This is a genomic window from Bacteroides sp. BFG-637 (assembly GCF_024793605.1).
Classification (GTDB): Bacteria; Bacteroidota; Bacteroidia; order Bacteroidales; family Bacteroidaceae; genus Bacteroides; species Bacteroides vicugnae.
Map to the genome: position 1 here is coordinate 1,633,108 of NZ_JANUPD010000002.1, position 18,503 is coordinate 1,651,610.

Here is an 18,503-nt window from a genome sequence, read left to right on the forward strand (position 1 = left end):
TCGGAATGATAATTATTGAAAGTGATAGAATGAAAATGAAAAAACAACTAATAATCATATTTCTATTATGTCTGGCTGCTAAAGGGATTTCACAAATACCTTTTGATGGCAGTGATAGCTATGCTACGCCACCCATAGGATTCGGGCAAAGTGAATTTGAAAACCCTTTAATCAACAGTATTAACAGGGAACCATATGGTGCAACATCTATTTCATTTCCTACTGAAACAGAAGCGTTACAAGTAAAACGCTCTTCGTCCTCCCGGTATCAGTCATTGAATGGAACATGGAAATTCAAGTTTATTACAGATTGGGACAATCTTCCGTCTGATTTTATGAAAGTAGAGGCAAATGATGATTCCTGGGACAATATACCTGTTCCGTCTACCTGGGAAATGAAAGGATATGGTGATCAGGTTTATTGTGGACAAGGCTATGAATTTCGTCCTGTCAATCCTCCGTTTGTACCACGTAAAGATAATCATATAGCATTGTACCGGAAGACGTTTGAAGTACCTGCATCATGGGAGGGACAGAATGTATTGATTCATTTTGCCGGAGTCAGAGGGGCTTTCTATTTATATGTCAATGGGAAAAAAGTCGGTTATAATGAAGATGGCGGCACTCTGCCTGCAGTATTCGACATGACTCCTTTTCTGAAAAGAGGAAAGAATCAATTGGCAGTTCAGGTGTTGAGATGGAGTGATGGTTCCTATCTTGAAGATCAGGATCATTGGCGCTTTCACGGCATCACCCGGGATGTTTATATTGAATCACGCCCTGATGTTTTTATACAGGATTTTGCTGTAATTACAGACTTGGACAAGGATTATAAAGACGCAAAACTGCGTATACGCCCTGTCATATCCAGCAAGAAAACAGTAGATGTTTCGGACTGGGTGCTTGAAGCCAGATTATATACTAAAGAAGGTAATCCTGCTCTCGGAGTAGATATGTCAATGCCGGTCAAGACGATTACGACCGAAAAGTATCAACAGAATTTTTCATTGGCAAAATATCTGGAAACAAATGTAAAGGCTCCTTTATTATGGTCATCCGAAACGCCTAACTTATATATCATAGTCCTGACATTAAAGGATAATAAAGGCAACGTAGTAGAATCAAGAAGTTCCCGTATCGGTTTTCGCAAAGTTGAATTCAAGAACAACCATGAACTGTGCGTGAATGGAAAACGTGAATACATCTATGGAGTAAACAGGCACGATCATGACGCTTGGGAAGGAAAAACCGTTCCTTATGAAAGAATGGTACAGGATGTGACTTTAATGAAACAGTTCGGTTTTAACTCTGTAAGAACTTCCCACTATCCTGCAGATCCGGCATTCTATGATTTATGCGATGAATATGGCATTTATGTGATGGATGAAGCTAATGTGGAAACGTGTGGCGCAGATGCTGAACTTTCAAATAATGAGTTATGGCTTTTTGCTCAAATGGAACGTGTTGCCGGAATGGTAAAAAGAGATAAGAACCATCCGTCTATTATTTTCTGGTCGTTGGGGAACGAATCGGGTGTTGGAGCAAACAATGCCGCACGAGCCTCGTGGGTCAAAGATTACGATCCTACCCGCCTTGTACATTTCGAGGCCTATATGCATAATGGAGGTTCAAGGCAATATGGTTATGGCATCGATTTTATGAAGACCAACCGTCCGGCGGTGAATCCTCCGGAACCTCCGGCTGTAGATGTTGTCAGTACCATGTATCCGTCTGTAGAAGGGATTATAAAGCTTGCTACTCAAGAAGGTGAAACACGTCCGGTATTGATGTGCGAATATGCTCACGCTAAGGGTAATGCATTGGGTAATCATCAGGAATATTGGAATGCAGTGAAAAAATATCCACGCCTGATAGGTGGCTATATCTGGGATTGGGTGGATCAAAGTGTAATTAGAAAAGACGATGTAACAGGCAAAGAATATTTCTCTTCCCTCAACGGCACTAATGGGCTTGTTTTTGCAGACCGGAAAATAAAGCCGGCTATTAATGAATGTAAGAAGATCTATCAGCATATTCGTTTTGATTATACTAACGGAGAACTGACTATCAAAAATGAATATAATTATCTGCCGCTTTCCGCATTTAATTTTTCATGGAAATTAATGCTAAACGGTGAATTGATAAAAAATGGCGAATTGACCGATATTGAGGCTTTTCCGGGCACTTCTGCCAGAGTGAAAATAGATACCGGATATCCTGATTCCGGACAGAAAGGGGAAGTCATACTCGAAATCAGTGCTTATTTAAAGAAGGGTACTATTTGGGCACCTAAGGGATTTGAAATCGCATGGGAGCAATTCACCTTGCAAGAAGGAAAGGTAAATCCTACGGTGGAAGGAAACACAGGAAATGGCGGAAAGCTGACTGTACAGAAGAAAGCGAATGAAATAGGTATTTATAATGATCGTATAAATATTGTGTTCAACAAGAAAACGGGGCTCATTCAAAGTTGGATCGTAGGTGGTAAGGAATTTTTGGAGAGAGGTCCTCGAATCAATCTGTGGCGGGCTCCGACCCATAATGATGGCGGTTACCGTCCTAAAACAGAGAATGAAATTTCTCGTCAATGGGTAGAAGCCGGACTGGATAGTTTGCAACATAAATTGAAATCGTTTAAGCTGACTGAAGAAAAGAATGGTACAGTCAGTGTGGCAACAACATTTATTGCACAAAAAACGGGAAATAAGTCGTATGTGGAATATATCACTAAATATATTGTTGATTCTTCCGGAAAAGTACAGATAGATACTGATCTGAAGCCATTTGGCAATATAATCAGCTTCCCCCGTATAGGCTATACTATGACTGTAAAGTCTGGCAATGATACTTTTTCATGGTATGGCTACGGACCGTATGACACATATAACGACAGACATTCGGGAGCTCGTTTGGGTAAATTCTCAGGAACTGTAGATGAACAGTTTACGCATCATGCGTATCCTCAAGAGAATGGAAACAAATATCATTGTTCATGGGTTTCATTGACCGACAATGAGGGAATTGGACTTATTGTTGAAGGTATGCCATTTATTGAATCCAGTGTAATGCATTACTCCCTTGAAAACCTGTCTGAAGCTATAGATGAGAGCCAATTAAAGCGTACTGACAACGTCACGTGGAATATCGATTATAAAACATATCCGATTGGTAATAGGAGTTGCGGACCTCCCCCACTCGAACAATATGTACTTTTTGCAGAACCTGTGTCTTTTAGCTTTTGTATTTATCCGGTTCTTAATCAAAAGGCTGTCCAATAAGCTTTTAAATTTATAAAAGGGTCGTCCGAAAAGTCTTGATCTAATGAATCACCTTTGCTACAGCATATCGTAGCAAAGGTGATTTCTTTTTCAGGAACTTTCAATCCTCTCGTCAGAATAAGGTGTAGCATTGGTCATTTAGAATTCAGTGATGAAAATGGCCAACTGTACACGGTCCTGAAAGTGTATTTGTATAATAAATGGAATAGTGTGTATGTATCATAAATTTATCGTTTATATATATAGTACACGGTTGTTTGTTTCTTACGATATTTATTTTATTGAAATATCTTTATTGTTTATGCATAAACAGCTTTATCGTTTCTAATAGATTTTTGAAGAGTTTATTAGAAACGTTGTTTGAGTTTATTAAAAACTATATGGAAGATTTTATCGGCATTTATATTGAATTTATGTAACAAGAAAGGCTGCAGAATTCATAGAATTTCGCAGCCTTAGCTATTGACAGGATTTCTGTCCACTGTATTTTTATATAATTACTTAGTTTATTTGTTTCAATTTATTTGTTTTTAAATCCATTCTTTATTCGTCTTTTTTGATTGATGATCTATATTCTTGTTCTACAAATATACAACATAAAAAGAGCGTTTCCAAATTTTTGCGATATACAGAATTAAAAGTATTCTTAGTGGTTTGTATTGAACACCTTACTTCTGAAATATTTCAGGGTATTTCCTGATAAAATAAACAGGCGTACAGCTCCAAGCGTGGCAATAGCTGTTGATAGGATAAAAATCGTATGGAGAAATAAAGTCGTTTGTAGGATCGTATGCCTCCCAAAATGTATCGGCTCCTTTGGCAATCATTCCTCCCCAGTAATTGACTAAAGCCTCTTTTGCTTCGAGGTTCATTCCACAATCTATCAGCGACTGAATATAATAATGATACATATAAGGAGTGCCGGGATAACAAACATCCTGTGTTGTAGTCAATGCTGATAAAGCCTTTTTGCCTTCGGCTTTACTGGTAACTCCGCTTAAAATCATCCATATCTGTGACGCATAAGAAATCTGTTTGTCACCTGTTCCGACGAAAAGGCCGGTTTTCCGATTGTATAAGTTTTTGCGGGCAGCCTTTATCATTTTGTTAGTTAATGCAGGCAAGTCGGCAACTTCTTTTTCTTTTCCGAGCAGTTGAGCCAACTTATAGGATTCCTTTAGTGCAAATATGGATACTCCTTGTAAGGGAACCTCTTTATACAAATCCTCTTTCCAATCGAAGAAGACCCACCAGTCTTTCTTTACTTTCTCAAAATCCATCAATCCATTCGCCTTGACATTGGTACGGACAATATCCAGTTGCTTTTTAGCCACAGGCCACAAGTCTTTGACAGTTTCCATATCGCCCGTTGCTTCCAGGTAGTCTTTCAATGTTACATTATACAGTAGCGCATATTCATAAAGAAACTGTTTGTCCTGGGCTCTCGGTACAGGATTTTCAATTACTGTAGCCAACAGATATCCGTTCAGGTCGCTCAATCCGGCCAACAAATACAAACACCGTTTTGTAAGGTCGTACTGCTTGTAAGAATAATTGTTGCCAAGAGCTTCCAGATATAAATCCCCGATCCAAAGACGCTGATCTCTTTTCGGACCATCCTCGTAAACGGTTTGCATACATTCTTTCAGTGTATTGAGCCCGACACGATCTATTTTCCTTATCATGGGATCAACTGCCTGTGGAAGCTCTTCAGGTATATTTTTGGCAGAAGTTTGAGCCATACATTTCATATCATGTATGTTGAAATCATAATAAGGAGAACTGCCCAACAACTCGATTTTTATATAGCGGAAAGCCAGCCTGCGTGGAAGAGTGACTGTTTGCGGCACATACATTACAGAAACAACTTCGTCCTGAAGCCATGCCCTGCTTAAGCCTTCTTTATAAGAATCAAAAGAAACAGCTACTTCCGAAGGAACTTCCCCGAAAGTCAATTTAAACCTTAACGGACCGTCGGCTGCAAGCCCGGTGCTTCTTACGGAGAAACTAAAATATCCGGTCAGATGCTCTCCGAAATCAATCGTAATCTCTTTTTTCAGTCTGAAAGGCATAGAGTATAAAGAGTCGATAGGACTGACATCTACTGCTTTGTATTTCTGAAACGATTGTGTGTCGGGTACAATATCTACTACTTTCAGTGGCTTTTTCTCTGTGATTATAAGTTTCGGTTTATATTGCTCTGCTTTTTGTAGCCACTGCTTACGGTTGTTCCCATAATAGTCTTGTGCAAAACAAGCGATTGTGATGAATACCAGTGTCAAGCTGAATAAGATAGATTTCGTCATATTATTAATCCTCTTTACTATCTGTCACGTTCCAATTTCTGAAGTCATACACGCGTGATTCTTTTCCATGCGAAACATTCAGGAAACGTCCGTTCACCGCTTGTTCCATCCATGGGTTTGAATACAAAGGCCAATTTTCATAATCCACCTTTTCTCCGTTGACGAAACGTCCGTAGTTGTAGATAATTTTTAGTGTATCACCGCTAAGTGAGTGATAAATGGTCTGTCGGTATTCCGGATTGGTAACGATGTATTCCAGTTTCGTTGTTTTCAGTATATCTTCTGCAAACAGGTCCAAAGCTGTTTGCGTTCCTGTAGGCTGATATTTATCCGGCAAACAGGTTTCTATGACTGCGGCAGTGCCACGTTGGTCACAGCGTAACATCTTATGTTTTACCCCGCGGAACATCCGGTCTTCGTCCCATGTGTATGGATGACAGAATTTTACGGCAAACAGAACACTTCCTCCGTCAAAGAATATCCAGCCGGATTTGTCCTCTTTCATTTGTTTTATTGCATCAATAGGCACTACTCCTGTCACATACGGATGGGGTTCTTCCGATTCTATTTTATACATGGCCAGCAACGTGCCGTTATGTTGTAATACTTGTTCGCGACAAGTAGCTCCGAAAAGGCTTTCGGCTGATCTACCATAATGACTGATATGAGTCAGGAAGAAAGTACTTGCGGGTGCATCCGATTCCCATACTAGTTTCCACCGGCGCATCTGTGCGCTCCATCCCAGACTGATTCCATCCCATTGACTGGCTAATCCATACGTTTTGTTGATATATGTATATTTCTTGAATCCCCATGGATAGTTGAGTTGTGCAAATGGAGTCATATCATGCGATTCTTTATGCACGTATGTCTTCTTTCTATCCGATGCTATATGCTGTATAATCTCTGGTACACGATAGGAAGAAACGGCTGCCAGTACAGAGTAAAAGCCTTCATTGTTCACAATCAACTCTCCGTTTTCATACTTTTGCTCTAATACCGGATTGGGACCGCCACCAAAAAACAACCAGCCTAAAAGTGGATAAGGACTCATCATATGGGGAGAACAAGCAAAATAATATTCCCGTAGAGAGGAAGATATGAAATAACCATTCAACCATTCGGGTGCCATGTTGAGTAAATGCCATTCAAGAGTCATTTGTACCTGTTTCTTAAATTCAGCATCCTTGCTGTGGTCATACAAAGAAAGAAGGCAAGTGATATAGAATGTGCCGTACGTAGGAGAATCAAACTCTTTGATACCATAACGTACCGTCTTATCCATTACATCCATAAGTACTGAACGGCAATGTGCCATTACCGTGTCGGCTTTCCCCCAGTCGGGGAAAGCCAGTGCGGTAAGATATCCAGCTGTTTTAAACATCAGTCTATGATTTTCGGTACTTCCATCTGCCAAATAATCCTCGCTTGTCATACGTTTCCGTACCTTCTCTTTCAGCTCTTTCGGGTATACAGACTGAAAGCGTAGATACGCGTCGATATTCTGATGACAATCGAACATGTCGAAGGGTGCATCTTCCTGCATCCGGTTCAGCATATCCAGAGCATACTTGACATCTTTCTTTGTTTCCAGGCGAGCTAAAACAAATCCCATTGCTGTCTTGATGTCGTTATCTCCCCAATATTGGTCGTTTGGACGGGCTTTGGAGTAATAATCAAGGAGATATTTTTTCCGCTCGTCAAAAGAAGACGCAGAGGTGAGAGAGAGAAACAGAAAAGCAAATGCCAGTAAAATCAACAGCTTTTTCATACTTAATATCCTTTACTTTGTTTCATTAATGGATTCGTTCTCAATTCACTTTCAGGTATCGGAAGATAATAGTCTTGTGGATCGTAATGTACAGTTCCTGCCTTTGTTGAAGGATATTTGGCCAATTCCTGTTCCAATATTCCCCAACGGCAAATATCATACCAACGGATATTTTCAAAGAATAGCTCTTTGTAACGTTCTTCCTGAAGGATTTCCATGGTGACAGTCGAAAAATCTTCTCCTTTTGTACCGGGTACGTCGTAGTTACTTTCTCCCCATGCCCGGCGACGGACTTTGTTCACATATTCGGTGGCCACATCTACAGAGTTCAGTTTGAGCATTACTTCGGCATACATCAGATAAATATCCGCCAAGCGGATGATATCTACATTCTTGGTTGAGAATACAGGTGAAGACACGTTATAGAAGTCGGTATACTTACGTGCGTAATATCTGTAATCGGGCACATCCGTATCCGCCTTTATAAATGTAATGCCGGTAGTGGCTGTACTCCAAGCTTGCCATGTATAATCGTATAATGTAGCTTCATACAGACGTGGATCGTCTCCGAATCGTGCAGCAGTACGTTGATCGACGAAAAAGTTGTTCCAGGCACCCGGAGCTCCTCCGAAGATACGAACCAGGTGATGTTGGGGGGCATCATCATAGGCACTTCCTGACGAGAGGTAATATTGCAGGGAGAAGATACATTCGGGATTGTTGTCCGTATGCTGAATGTAATCTGTAAAGTTGACCGGTTTGTCCAATTTGAAGCGGCTGTCGCCTATCACTTTCTCAAATTCTGTCTTGGCATTGGCATAGTCGCTCATATACAGATACACTTTTCCGAGTAATGCATGTACAGCCGGTTTTTGGGCCCATCCCTGGTCTTTTGTATAATCAGTGTCTGTATAGCCGGGACCGGGTACTGCAGTATTGACCGGGATCTGGTTGTCTCCAATGCAGGTTTCGGCTTTTTTCAGATCCTTGATTATCAATTGATAACATTCTTCAATAGTTGATCTGGCTGTAATTGCATTACTAGCGTCTGCAATACCTTCCATCAGAATGATTCCTTTCGCATCCTTGTTGTTTGGATACATTCCCCCGAAAGAAGGTCCTTGTTCTCCGAACAGGCGTAATAGATCGAAATGTATGAATGCTCTTAAAAATAAACTTTCACCCTGGAAGTTCATTACCATTGTTTTTTCTCTTCATCCAGCGCTTCCAAGTCTACATGGTCGATCAAGTCTAGCATGAGATTGGCAGAAGCCAAGGCTTTATAGTATTTTATGTAGGCCTCTTCTACATTCTTGTTGCTGGAAGTGAGCCCATTGATGGCCCATTGATTACGTTGTTCTTCGCCCAGCCAATCAATATCCATTTCGTGCGACATGGTTGACATATATTCCGTCTGTCTTCCATAAAGCATGATAGAACCTAGAGACCTGTAAGCGCTTCCCAAAAATTCGCCTAACTTTGCGGGGTTTTTTTGTATGATTTCTCCAATATTATCGTCTGATACAGACGTTGTTAGAGGATGATCCAGAAAATCACTGCATGCTGATGTCAGAAGCAGACATCCTGCTATGAACATATATTTAATTTTCATATTTATATTTTTATCTGATTAAAAACCAACATTAAGACCAAATGAAATAGAACGGGACTGAGGATATTGAGTTAAGCTATATACTCCCTGTTCGGCATTGTTATTACCTATAAATTCAGGATCAAATCCTTTGAATTTAGTGAATGTCAGTGCATTTTCTACTCCTACATAAATTTTCAGTTTTGATAATTTCATTTTAGATACTACCGATTTCTTAAAGTTATATCCTAGCTGAATGTTTTTTAATCTCAAGTATGAACCATCCTCAACCATATATGAGTTAGGCAATTGATAGTTGTGGGTAGCATTACCCAGACGAGGTTGGCTGGTTTGGGTATTGTTGGGTGTCCATGCATTCCACACATCCGGAGTTGAGTTCCAGTCAGCATTCATATTTTCAAGACATTGTTTGGTATTGTTGTATATATCTCTGTCAGCTACCCCCTGCCAGTTCATGTTGAACTCAAAACCTTTGTATTCCAAGTTCACATTGAATCCATATACATATGTTGGCCAAGGGTTACCTATTGAAGTCATGTCTTCATCATTGATACGTCCGTCTCCATTCAGGTCTTTAAATTTAATATCTCCCGGGCCTATATTTCCTGCATCGTATGCTACGCCCCATTTTTCCATTGATATCGTATTCAAGGCATCTATTTCTGCCTGTGTTTGATACAATCCGTCTGCTACGTATCCCCAAAATGCTGCTATCGGTCCGTCTACGAGTGTGCGATTGAAGCTTCCTCCGGACAAATAGCTGGCATTACCGATGTTTAGTACTTTATTTTTGTTGTACGAGATATTTCCACTTACGAGGTAGTTGAAATGATTGATTGATCCTCTGTATGACAAAGCCACTTCAATACCTTTGTTGCTGATTTCTCCTTTGTTCAACTTATAAGTACTACTACCAACACCGATATGTGAAGGCATTTTTTGTTCAATCAATGCATCGCGTGTTTTCTTGTTGTATAGGTCGATAGTGGCTGTAAAAGCATTATTCCATGCTCCAAGATCTATTCCGATGTTAGTTATTCTTGTTTTTTCCCATGTTACGTCTTTATTCGGAGTTTTCTGGGCCAACCAAGTACCATTCGTTTGTAATTTATATTCTTGTCTCCACCAGTTTTTGTCTATACTGTTGTTGCCAATTTCTCCGATACCAAACCTTAGTTTCAAGTCATTAATCTTTTCTACTTTAAAGAACTTCTCATTGGCTATGTTCCAACCAACAGACACAGATGGGAAGAAAGCGCTTCTTTTGCCCGGAGCAAATATATCAGTGGCATCATTTCTAAAGTTCGCTGTTAGCAGATAGCGGTTGTCATAAGCATAGGTAACACGTCCGAATATGGAGTAGCTACTTCCTGTAGCCCAAGAGTTGGTACCGTCTCTGTGATCGGTAAGAGCAGTACTTCTTAAGTCTTGAGCCGGTATACCCCATTCAGCATATCCTGATGCGTCATCATTACGTGATTCTCTTACTTCGAAACCGACCATTGCTCCAAGATCGTGTTTACCAATCAATTTATTATAGTTTACGTATGTATTCAACAAGTAGGAAGTACTTTGATTGTGAGAATAATCCAATTGGTGTCCTTGGATGTTTTTTCCTTCCACAAAGTCAATAGAGTTGGTTGATATGCCTCCAAATGTATTATATAAGAAGCTTGAAGTCGCATGATTGCTAAGAGTTCCTGTCAGGTTGGTAGTCCATACCAGTCCTTTTATCGGGGTGATGATTACTTGCAAATTTCCCCATGCAACGTTCCATTTCTCCCAATGATCTTTCAAGTCAGCGCTTTCCAATGGGTTTCCTCCCTGCCAGTCGATTGTTCCTGCAAATTCATCAGTGAAGTATCCATATCCTGTACCCATCGGGTTGGTGTCATCGTATACATTCATGGCTGGATTAGCGCGAAGGACGTGTTGCCAGTTCAATGCATTATGTTTTCTTTTTGAGTGACTGAAATTTACTGTCTGACTGAATTTTAGCCATTTCAATGGAGTTTGTTCGAATCGGGTTTTAATGGCCCATTTCTCGTAGTTTGTATTCACATAGGTACCCTCGTCATTCTCGTACATGGCAGAAAGGAAATAAGATGATCTATCGGAAGCTCCGGAGATGTCAATGCTATGAGAATGTTCTATTCCGGTGCCAAACATAACGTCTACCCAATCAGTATTAGGTAATTGCGATACTTCATTTGGAGTCAGGAAATAGAACGATTTAATATCATTAGTTGTAGGTTCGCCCTTATCCGGATTGTTGGACATCCATCTGGCCTTGTACATATCAATGTAACCTTGGGTTCCCAGCATTTCAGGAAGTCCGAGGGCATGGTTTATCTTTACGTATCCGTTGTAGTTCACGGCTATTCTTCCTTTAGCACCTTTCTTGGTTGTCACCAATACGACTCCATTGGCTGCTTCAATTCCATAGATGGCGGCGGATGCGGCATCTTTTAATAATTGGATAGACTCCACTTCATTAAAATTATCCAGTGGCATTCCAGGCACTCCATCGATAATCCAGAGTGGAGCGGCATTATTTAGTGTTCCTACACCGCGCATATATACAGAGGAACCCTCACCGGGTAATCCGCTTTTCCTTGATACATAGACGGGTGCTTTTCCTTGTAGGGCTTGAGAGGCATCATTGGTGGCCATCGTATGTAGGTCTCGTGTGCCCAAAGATGTAATAGATCCGGATACATTCGCTTTCTTTTGTACACCATAACCTACGACGATGACTTCTTCTAGCTGCTTAGAGTCTTCTGTTAATACAACTTTCAGATTTTTACTTTGGTTGTTTACAGCGATTGTTTGTGTAATGTATCCTACATAGCTGAAAGTCAGTTTCCCGGTAGCATTTTTCAGCTTAATCGAGAATTTACCATCTATATCGGTTATTACCCCGTTTGTAGTTCCCGTCTCGGTCACTGTAACACCTATCAGAGGATCATTCTGATCGGAAATAACAGCTCCATTGACGACTGCTGTACCCTGTGCGTTCGTATATTGTATTCCCGTCAGGAATATCAATATCAGAAGCTTAATTTTTAAGTACTTTTTCATTGTTTTAAATTTTAAAGTTATACAAAACGAATTTTGCTGTAAAAGTATTGCATTTAGATCAATGTGACCGAATGAAAAAAGCAATAAAGTAAAAACAAAACATGAACAAAATACAAACAAAAGTGCTTTGGCCAAGGGTTTGGCGGATAATAGAGGGTTTCTCTCGTCTTTGTTCAAGACAAATATATTCTATTATTGGATGACTGTACCGGAAATTTGTTTCTTTTTGGGGATGCTATAAATCAAATAGAGGTAAGGTTGGGAGCAATCGCTTATGTGCGTGGTCATTATCGTACTTTGTTTATGTTTTGTTCGCGTTTTGTTTTTCCTTTTTCTCTTCTTTCTTAGCTTTTTGTAGACATATATATGGAGATTTTGGGATAAATTTGCTTCCATAATAATCTAAAGAAAAAGATGAGAAAAATAATATGGACCATCATGGCGTTATGTGCCCTGTCCGGGTGCAGATACGAAAATAGTACTATCAGTGCAGATAGTTTGTTGGACTTTGTCGACCCATTAATAGGTACAGGTGGACATGGACATACGTTTCCGGGGGCAGCATACCCTTTCGGAATGGTACAATTAAGTCCTGACACAGGACTTGAAGGATGGGATTGGTGTTCCGGCTATCATTATTCCGATAGTTCCATCATTGGTTTTTCTCATACGCATCTTTCGGGTACAGGACGTTCCGATCTGATGGATGTGATGTTGATGCCTGCGACGGGAAATTTGAAATTGAATCCGGGATCGAAAGATAAACCGGATGAAGGATATCGCTCCCGTTTTTCACATGATGAGGAGTCTGCATCTCCGGGATATTATAAAGTAAGGTTGAAAGATTATGATATTATGGCTGAATTGACCGTATCTCCTCGATGCGGTTTTCATCGTTATACCTTTCCTGAAAGTAAATCTTCTCATATTATATTGGATTTATCTCATCATTTCGCAACTGATTCTGTTCTTTTTACTTCCATGAATAGGATAGGACAGTTGTACAATAATAGGTGAAAGGAGGACAAAAGGCTGGGGTGAGCCCGGAGAAAAATACTGGAGTGAACAACAATTGTTTTTTGCTTTGAAAGTATCTAAGGCATTTGACTTGTCTGTTGCTGTGGATGATCTGTTTATTCAGGAAAAACAAGCTTCCGGCAAAAATATAAAAGCTATTCTTAATTTTGAAACTTCCTCTAATGAGATGGTGTTAGTAAAAGTGGGAATATCTGCTATAAGTGCAGAAAATGCACTTCAAAATCTTTCGGAAGAGATACCGCATTGGGATTTTAACAAAACGCTTAGCGAGACACAGTCGATATGGGAAAAAGAATTATCAAAGATTAAGGTAGAAGCTTCTGATAAGAATAAAATAATTTTTTACACAGCGCTGTACCATTCTTTATTGGCCCCTTATTTGTATAATGATGTGAATAAAGAGTACTTGGGCCTTGATAAACAGATACATACAGCCGAAGGGTTCAATAACTATACAGTGTTGTCGCTGTGGGATACTTTTCGTGCTGAGAATCCGTTATTAACGTTGATTGCTCCAGATAAAACGAACGATCTGGTACAATCTATGCTTGCGCAGTATGATCAGTATGGATTACTGCCGGTGTGGCCATTATGGTCGAGTGAAACAAATTGTATGATTGGCTATCATGCCATTCCGGTTATTGTAGACGCATACTTCAAAGGTATAAGAAATTATGATGTGGAAAAGGCGTATCAAGCCATGAGGACATCGGCTATGCAGGATAACTTTGGTGTGAAAGAGCTGAAACAATACGGTTATATTCCTTATGACATTTACAATAAATCGGTTTCTGCGGCTTTGGAATATTGCTATGACGATTGGTGTATAGCTCAAATGGCCAAGGACTTGGGTAAGATGGATGATTATAACTATTTTATAAGCCGGTCTTCCGGTTATAAAACATATTTTGACAAAGAATATAAACTAATGAACGGTTTTTCGAGCAAAGGCAGTTTCCGCCGTCCGTTTGATCCTTTCTTTTCATCTTATGGGGAATGTGATTGGGTGGAAGGAAATTCATGGCAATACTCTTTCTTTGTTCCTCACGATGTGCAAGGGTTGATAAATCTATATGGGGGCAGTGAGGAATTTGTCAATGCTCTCGATACCTTATTTTCCATGCCTATGGGTATGTCAGGCCATGATGTGCCGATAGATATAACCGGACTTATCGGCCAGTATGCACATGGCAATGAGCCTAGCCATCATGTAGCTTATCTTTATAATTATGCGGGCCAGCCTCATAAAGCTCAACAACGGTTGCATGAAATCATGTCTACTTTGTATACTGATCGGCCGGACGGATTATGTGGTAATGAGGATTGCGGGCAAATGTCGGCTTGGTATGTCTTCAGCGCGATGGGATTCTATCCTGTGAATCCCGCGGAAGGAATATATATTCTGGGTAAACCGATGGTAGAAAATGTTGAAATTACCATTGGAAACAAGCTCTTTAAAGTGAAAACAGCAGGGTGGAATGATGAGAACATATATGTGCAATCGGTGAAACTTAATGGTGAGGTTTATAATAAGCTTTTTATTACACATACCGATATAGTGGATGGAGGAATCTTGGAATTTACGATGGGTTCGGTTCCGGGTAACTTTGGGGATTCGGTTTTACCTCCGTCTTTATCCGAAATTCTAAGTGAATAATGAGAAGTCTGAAGCTCCTGTTATATCTGTTTATATCTTGCTTGTGTTTTGGTTGCAAGTCTTCTTTGCCCAAAAAAAGCCGGATAAATAAGCAAAATGATGTGTATGTTTTGTCTTTTGCTGACCTCTCTTTCAGCGTATCGGCAAAAAAGGGGGGACGGATTATTTCTTTTAAATGCAGAGATAAGGAACTGCTGACTTCTGATTTGGTACATAGTAAGTATTACGGAGCAACGTTCTGGTTATCTCCACAGTCAAACTATTGGCCACAATATCGGTGTATCGATGAGCTTCCTTATAAGGCAGAGATAGACGGACAAATTCTTCGACTGGTGAGTTCGCCGGATTCTTTAAGCGGTATCTCTATCATTAAGGAGTTTTCTGTATCAGAAAGAGATTCATCTATATTGATTAATTATTCTGTTCGGAATGTATCTTGCCAGCTAAAGAGATTTGCCCCCTGGGATGTGGTGAGAGTGCATGGAGGTTTGAGCTTTTTCCCTGTAGGAGAGGCAGATCAGATGAATAAGTCTGATGTCACGGGAGCATATGAGGATAAGGGTATAATGTGGGTTCCATGTCCGGATGGTACCAATGAGAGAGGTCAGAAATTATACTCGACTGCTTATGAAGGTTGGATCGCTCATTATTATAAGGAGCTTCTGTTTATAAAATGTTTCCCGGACATTGGACCCGGTGAAGTTCCTCCCGGACAAGGTGAAGCAGAGATTTTCGTAGCACCGAAGGGGCGGTATCTGGAACTTGAAAATCACGGAAGATATACAGAACTGCCACCCGGAGAGTCTTTGGTATATCAACAAAAATGGTTTTTGAAAGATGTGTCCGACGGGAGAGTATCTGATTGGACCAGCAAATTGAAAAGATATATAGATAAACAAAAAAAACGTAGATAAAGCTTGCTTTTGCACCGGTAAGGACTTGTGGTATCAGATTTGTCCGTTCTCCACCATCAATACCACGCGTTCCGTTAGTTTGTCCTCACCTTGCGGATCATATTCTTTCTTTAAACTGGCCCCGAACAGTGCGGCAAATGCTTGATAGAACCCTGCCTTGAAAGGTCCCATAAACGCTTTTACCAGTTCATAACTAGTCTGATTACTTTGACGGTCCACAAGCTTTATCAACAATTTTCCCTGTGCAAAAGAGAGTTTCTTCATTCGGGCAGTATATTGATCTTTCAATCCTTTTTCAACCCGTTTGATATGTTTTTGGCGGGCTTTCTCATTGGGTAGAGTCTGAAGATATTCATAAGTTTCGATGATAGCCTGATTAATTTCTTTGGAAATAGGATATACCTTTTTCACGTTCCGAATCAATCGATAGTACTCCTGACGTTCCTTTTCATTTTTGAACTTAAGTGGTTTGAAGATATACACAGTCGGTAGTTGGATACTTGGGATTGTATCTCCATTGTAGATACACATCGGAACCAAATATCCATTGATGCTTTGTTTTTCCTGTGCCTGCAAATGTAGTGAGCAGCAAACAGTGGCAAACAGTGTCATTACTACTATGTTAAGCCTTCTTTTCACGATACAAAAATAGAATTAAAATTTTATTATTCAGACATATCTTTCAGACGTTAACCTATTTAAAGTATCTTTGCCCCCTTGTATGTAAAAAAGCGAGAAGATAATACACATTTTATTGATGAAAACTACTCAACTAATCCGGTTGATAAGTATTATAAACAGCCTGTTCATAATTCCTGCTTGTAGTGCTCAAAACCCTTCTGAAAGTCTTTTAGAGGATGTTCTTGAAGATTTATCTGTTAATAACGATATTAATAACTCTGTTAATACCTTGAATTGGGAGAATGAATTGGAAGAACTTTCCAATCGTCTGCAAGAACCTATTAATTTGAATGTTGCTACCCGTGAACAACTCGAACAGTTTCCTTTCCTTAGTGATATTCAGATTGAACATCTGCTGGCTTACATCTATATACACGGACAGATGAAAACTATCTATGAACTTCAACTAGTGGAAGATATGGATAAGCAGACAATTCAGTATTTACTACCATTCGTCTGTATAAAAGCTATTAACAATGAATCTTCTTTTCGGTGGAAAACTATGTTGAAAAGCGCAGCGAAGTATGGAAAAAATGAACTGTTAACTCGCTTTGATATACCACTTTATAAACGAAAAGGTTATGAACATACTTATTTAGGACCTTCTGTTTATAACTCTGTGAAATACAGTTTTCGATATAGTGACCGACTCTATGCAGGAGTCGTTGCAGAAAAAGATGCCGGAGAACCTTTGGGAGCTTTACACAATCGCTATGGCTACGATTATTATTCCTTTTATCTGTTATTAAAAGATTGTGGGCGATTAAAAGCATTAGCTGTTGGTAACTATCGGCTTAGTTTTGGACAAGGATTGGTGATTAGCACTGATTATCTGATGGGAAAAACAGTCTATGCCTCTTCTTTCAACAATCGTAGCAGCAGGATAAAGAAACACTCTTCCAGTGATGAATACAATTATTTCAGAGGAGTGGCTGCCACAGTTGCTTTATCTAAGGATTGGGACATTTCCGGTTTTTATTCGCATCGTTCATTGGATGGCGTGATAACAGATGGAGAAATTACCTCTATCTATAAAACCGGATTACACCGGAGCCGGAAAGAAGCAGATAAAAAGCATCTGTTCACTATGCAATTAACAGGTGGAAATGTGAGTTATCAACACAACCATATCAGACTGGGTATCACCGCTATTTACTACCTTTTCAACCGATCTTATGAACCGGAATTAACAGGTTATTCCAAATACAATCTCCACGGCAATAACTTCTACAATTTAGGAATAGAGTATGCTTATCGTTGGCATCGTTTCTCTTTTCAGGGAGAGACAGCAATAGGAAAACAAGGTTGGGCCTCTTTGAACCGTTTGCAGTATTCACCGGTTCAAAACACCCAAATCATGTTGATACATCGGTTCTATTCCTATAATTATTGGGCTATGTTCGCCCATTCATTCGGTGAGGGAAGTACGACTCAAAACGAACAGGGATATTATATCGGATTGGAGACTTCTCCTTTTGTCTATTGGAAGTTCTTTGCATCATTCGATTTGTTTTCCTTCCCATGGAAAAAATACAGAATAAATAAACCCTCCCGTGGAACAGACGGTCTGGTTCAAGCTACTTTCACTCCACTTAGTAATCTATCCATGTATCTAAAGTATCGCTATAAACAAAAAGAACGTGATTGGACAGGTAGTAAAGGAACGCTAACGCTTCCTATTTTTCATCATCAGCTTCGCTATCGTTTGAACTATTCTTTGGGAGATGTGTTAAGCAGTCGTACAACTTTAGATTATAATCATTTTCATTCTCAGGACAGAGCTGCTAATAAAGGATATCAGGTTACACAAATGATATCCTCCCAACTGCCTTGGGCCAGGCTGTTTGCTGACGTTCAAGGCAGTTATTTTTTTACAGATGATTATGATTCGCGTGTATATGTTTCGGAAAGCGGACTGCTTTATACGTTTTACACTCCGTCATTTCAAGGGCGTGGCTTCCGATGTGCCGTTCGTTTAAGATATGAACTGAACAAACATTTCCTGTTGATAACCAAGTTCGGTGAAACTGTCTATTTCGACCGTAACGAAATCGGTTCCGGCAATGATTTGATCTGTGGAAATAAAAAAGCAGATGTACAAATGCAACTGCGTATCAAGTTTTAATGTATATTTGTCTGCCAAAAAATAACAGAAGAATACGATA

General features: G+C 39.8%; 11 protein-coding genes. 5 read left to right on the plus strand and 6 right to left on the minus strand.

Annotated elements, in window-relative coordinates; all coding sequences use genetic code 11:
• Positions 1–35: 35 nt before the first annotated feature.
• The gene (locus tag NXX38_RS06730; RefSeq protein ID WP_258978885.1) at positions 36–3,278 is read left to right on the plus strand and encodes a glycoside hydrolase family 2 TIM barrel-domain containing protein; all 3,243 of its coding nucleotides are present in this window, start codon (positions 36–38) and stop codon (positions 3,276–3,278) included.
• 668 nt (positions 3,279–3,946) lie between these two features.
• Here NXX38_RS06730 and NXX38_RS06735 read toward each other — a convergent pair.
• The 5 genes from NXX38_RS06735 to NXX38_RS06755 are packed head-to-tail and all read right to left on the minus strand — an operon-like array spanning position 3,947 to position 12,048.
• A complete protein-coding gene (locus NXX38_RS06735; RefSeq protein WP_258978886.1) occupies positions 3,947–5,584 on the minus strand; it encodes a glycoside hydrolase in 1,638 nt (545 codons plus the stop codon).
• Positions 5,585–5,588: 4 nt separating this feature from the next.
• Entirely contained in the window at positions 5,589–7,355 is a 1,767-nt protein-coding gene (locus tag NXX38_RS06740; protein WP_258978887.1) for a hypothetical protein, read from the minus strand.
• Between the two features lie 2 nt (positions 7,356–7,357).
• Positions 7,358–8,557, minus strand: a complete 1,200-nt coding sequence (locus NXX38_RS06745) for a RagB/SusD family nutrient uptake outer membrane protein (protein ID WP_258978888.1) — start codon at positions 8,555–8,557, stop codon at positions 7,358–7,360.
• On the minus strand, positions 8,551–8,967 hold the full coding sequence (locus NXX38_RS06750; RefSeq protein ID WP_258978889.1) for a RagB/SusD family nutrient uptake outer membrane protein: 417 nt from the start codon (positions 8,965–8,967) through the stop codon (positions 8,551–8,553). The genes NXX38_RS06745 and NXX38_RS06750 overlap by 7 nt, the downstream gene beginning before the upstream one ends.
• Before the next feature lie 18 nt (positions 8,968–8,985).
• Positions 8,986–12,048 (minus strand): TonB-dependent receptor, encoded by a 3,063-nt coding sequence (locus tag NXX38_RS06755; protein ID WP_258978890.1) that lies wholly within the window; start codon positions 12,046–12,048, stop codon positions 8,986–8,988.
• A 414-nt stretch (positions 12,049–12,462) separates the two neighbouring features.
• Between NXX38_RS06755 and NXX38_RS26880 the strand changes: the two genes are divergently transcribed.
• The 3 genes from NXX38_RS26880 to NXX38_RS06765 are packed head-to-tail and all read left to right on the plus strand — an operon-like array spanning position 12,463 to position 15,657.
• Positions 12,463–13,065 carry a hypothetical protein gene (locus tag NXX38_RS26880; protein WP_409013803.1) on the plus strand — a complete coding sequence of 201 codons (603 nt, stop codon included), beginning with the start codon at positions 12,463–12,465 and terminating at the stop codon, positions 13,063–13,065.
• Positions 13,058–14,743, plus strand: a complete 1,686-nt coding sequence (locus tag NXX38_RS06760) for a GH92 family glycosyl hydrolase (RefSeq protein WP_409013814.1) — start codon at positions 13,058–13,060, stop codon at positions 14,741–14,743. The genes NXX38_RS26880 and NXX38_RS06760 overlap by 8 nt, the downstream gene beginning before the upstream one ends.
• Positions 14,743–15,657 (plus strand): DUF4380 domain-containing protein, encoded by a 915-nt coding sequence (locus NXX38_RS06765; protein ID WP_258978891.1) that lies wholly within the window; start codon positions 14,743–14,745, stop codon positions 15,655–15,657. The genes NXX38_RS06760 and NXX38_RS06765 overlap by 1 nt, the downstream gene beginning before the upstream one ends.
• 33 nt (positions 15,658–15,690) lie before the next feature.
• On the opposite strand, the gene NXX38_RS06770 is transcribed toward NXX38_RS06765, so the two are convergent.
• Entirely contained in the window at positions 15,691–16,269 is a 579-nt protein-coding gene (locus NXX38_RS06770) for a DUF4294 domain-containing protein (protein WP_148367701.1), read from the minus strand.
• 145 nt (positions 16,270–16,414) lie between these two features.
• Here NXX38_RS06770 and NXX38_RS06775 point away from each other — a divergent pair, with 145 nt between their 5' ends.
• A complete protein-coding gene (locus NXX38_RS06775) occupies positions 16,415–18,463 on the plus strand; it encodes a helix-hairpin-helix domain-containing protein (protein ID WP_258978892.1) in 2,049 nt (682 codons plus the stop codon).
• Positions 18,464–18,503: the final 40 nt, after the last annotated feature.

Bases quoted from the DNA above. Each gene is read 5' to 3' on its own strand.
- NXX38_RS06730 (WP_258978885.1), top strand. From the start codon at position 36: ATGAAAAAACAACTAATAATCATATTTCTATTATGTCTGGCTGCTAAA.
- NXX38_RS06735 (WP_258978886.1), bottom strand. From the start codon at position 5,584: ATGACGAAATCTATCTTATTCAGCTTGACACTGGTATTCATCACAATC.
- NXX38_RS06740 (WP_258978887.1), bottom strand. From the start codon at position 7,355: ATGAAAAAGCTGTTGATTTTACTGGCATTTGCTTTTCTGTTTCTCTCT.
- NXX38_RS06745 (WP_258978888.1), bottom strand. From the start codon at position 8,557: ATGGTAATGAACTTCCAGGGTGAAAGTTTATTTTTAAGAGCATTCATA.
- NXX38_RS06750 (WP_258978889.1), bottom strand. From the start codon at position 8,967: ATGAAAATTAAATATATGTTCATAGCAGGATGTCTGCTTCTGACATCA.
- NXX38_RS06755 (WP_258978890.1), bottom strand. From the start codon at position 12,048: ATGAAAAAGTACTTAAAAATTAAGCTTCTGATATTGATATTCCTGACG.
- NXX38_RS26880 (WP_409013803.1), top strand. From the start codon at position 12,463: ATGAGAAAAATAATATGGACCATCATGGCGTTATGTGCCCTGTCCGGG.
- NXX38_RS06765 (WP_258978891.1), top strand. From the start codon at position 14,743: ATGAGAAGTCTGAAGCTCCTGTTATATCTGTTTATATCTTGCTTGTGT.
- NXX38_RS06770 (WP_148367701.1), bottom strand. From the start codon at position 16,269: ATGACACTGTTTGCCACTGTTTGCTGCTCACTACATTTGCAGGCACAG.
- NXX38_RS06775 (WP_258978892.1), top strand. From the start codon at position 16,415: ATGAAAACTACTCAACTAATCCGGTTGATAAGTATTATAAACAGCCTG.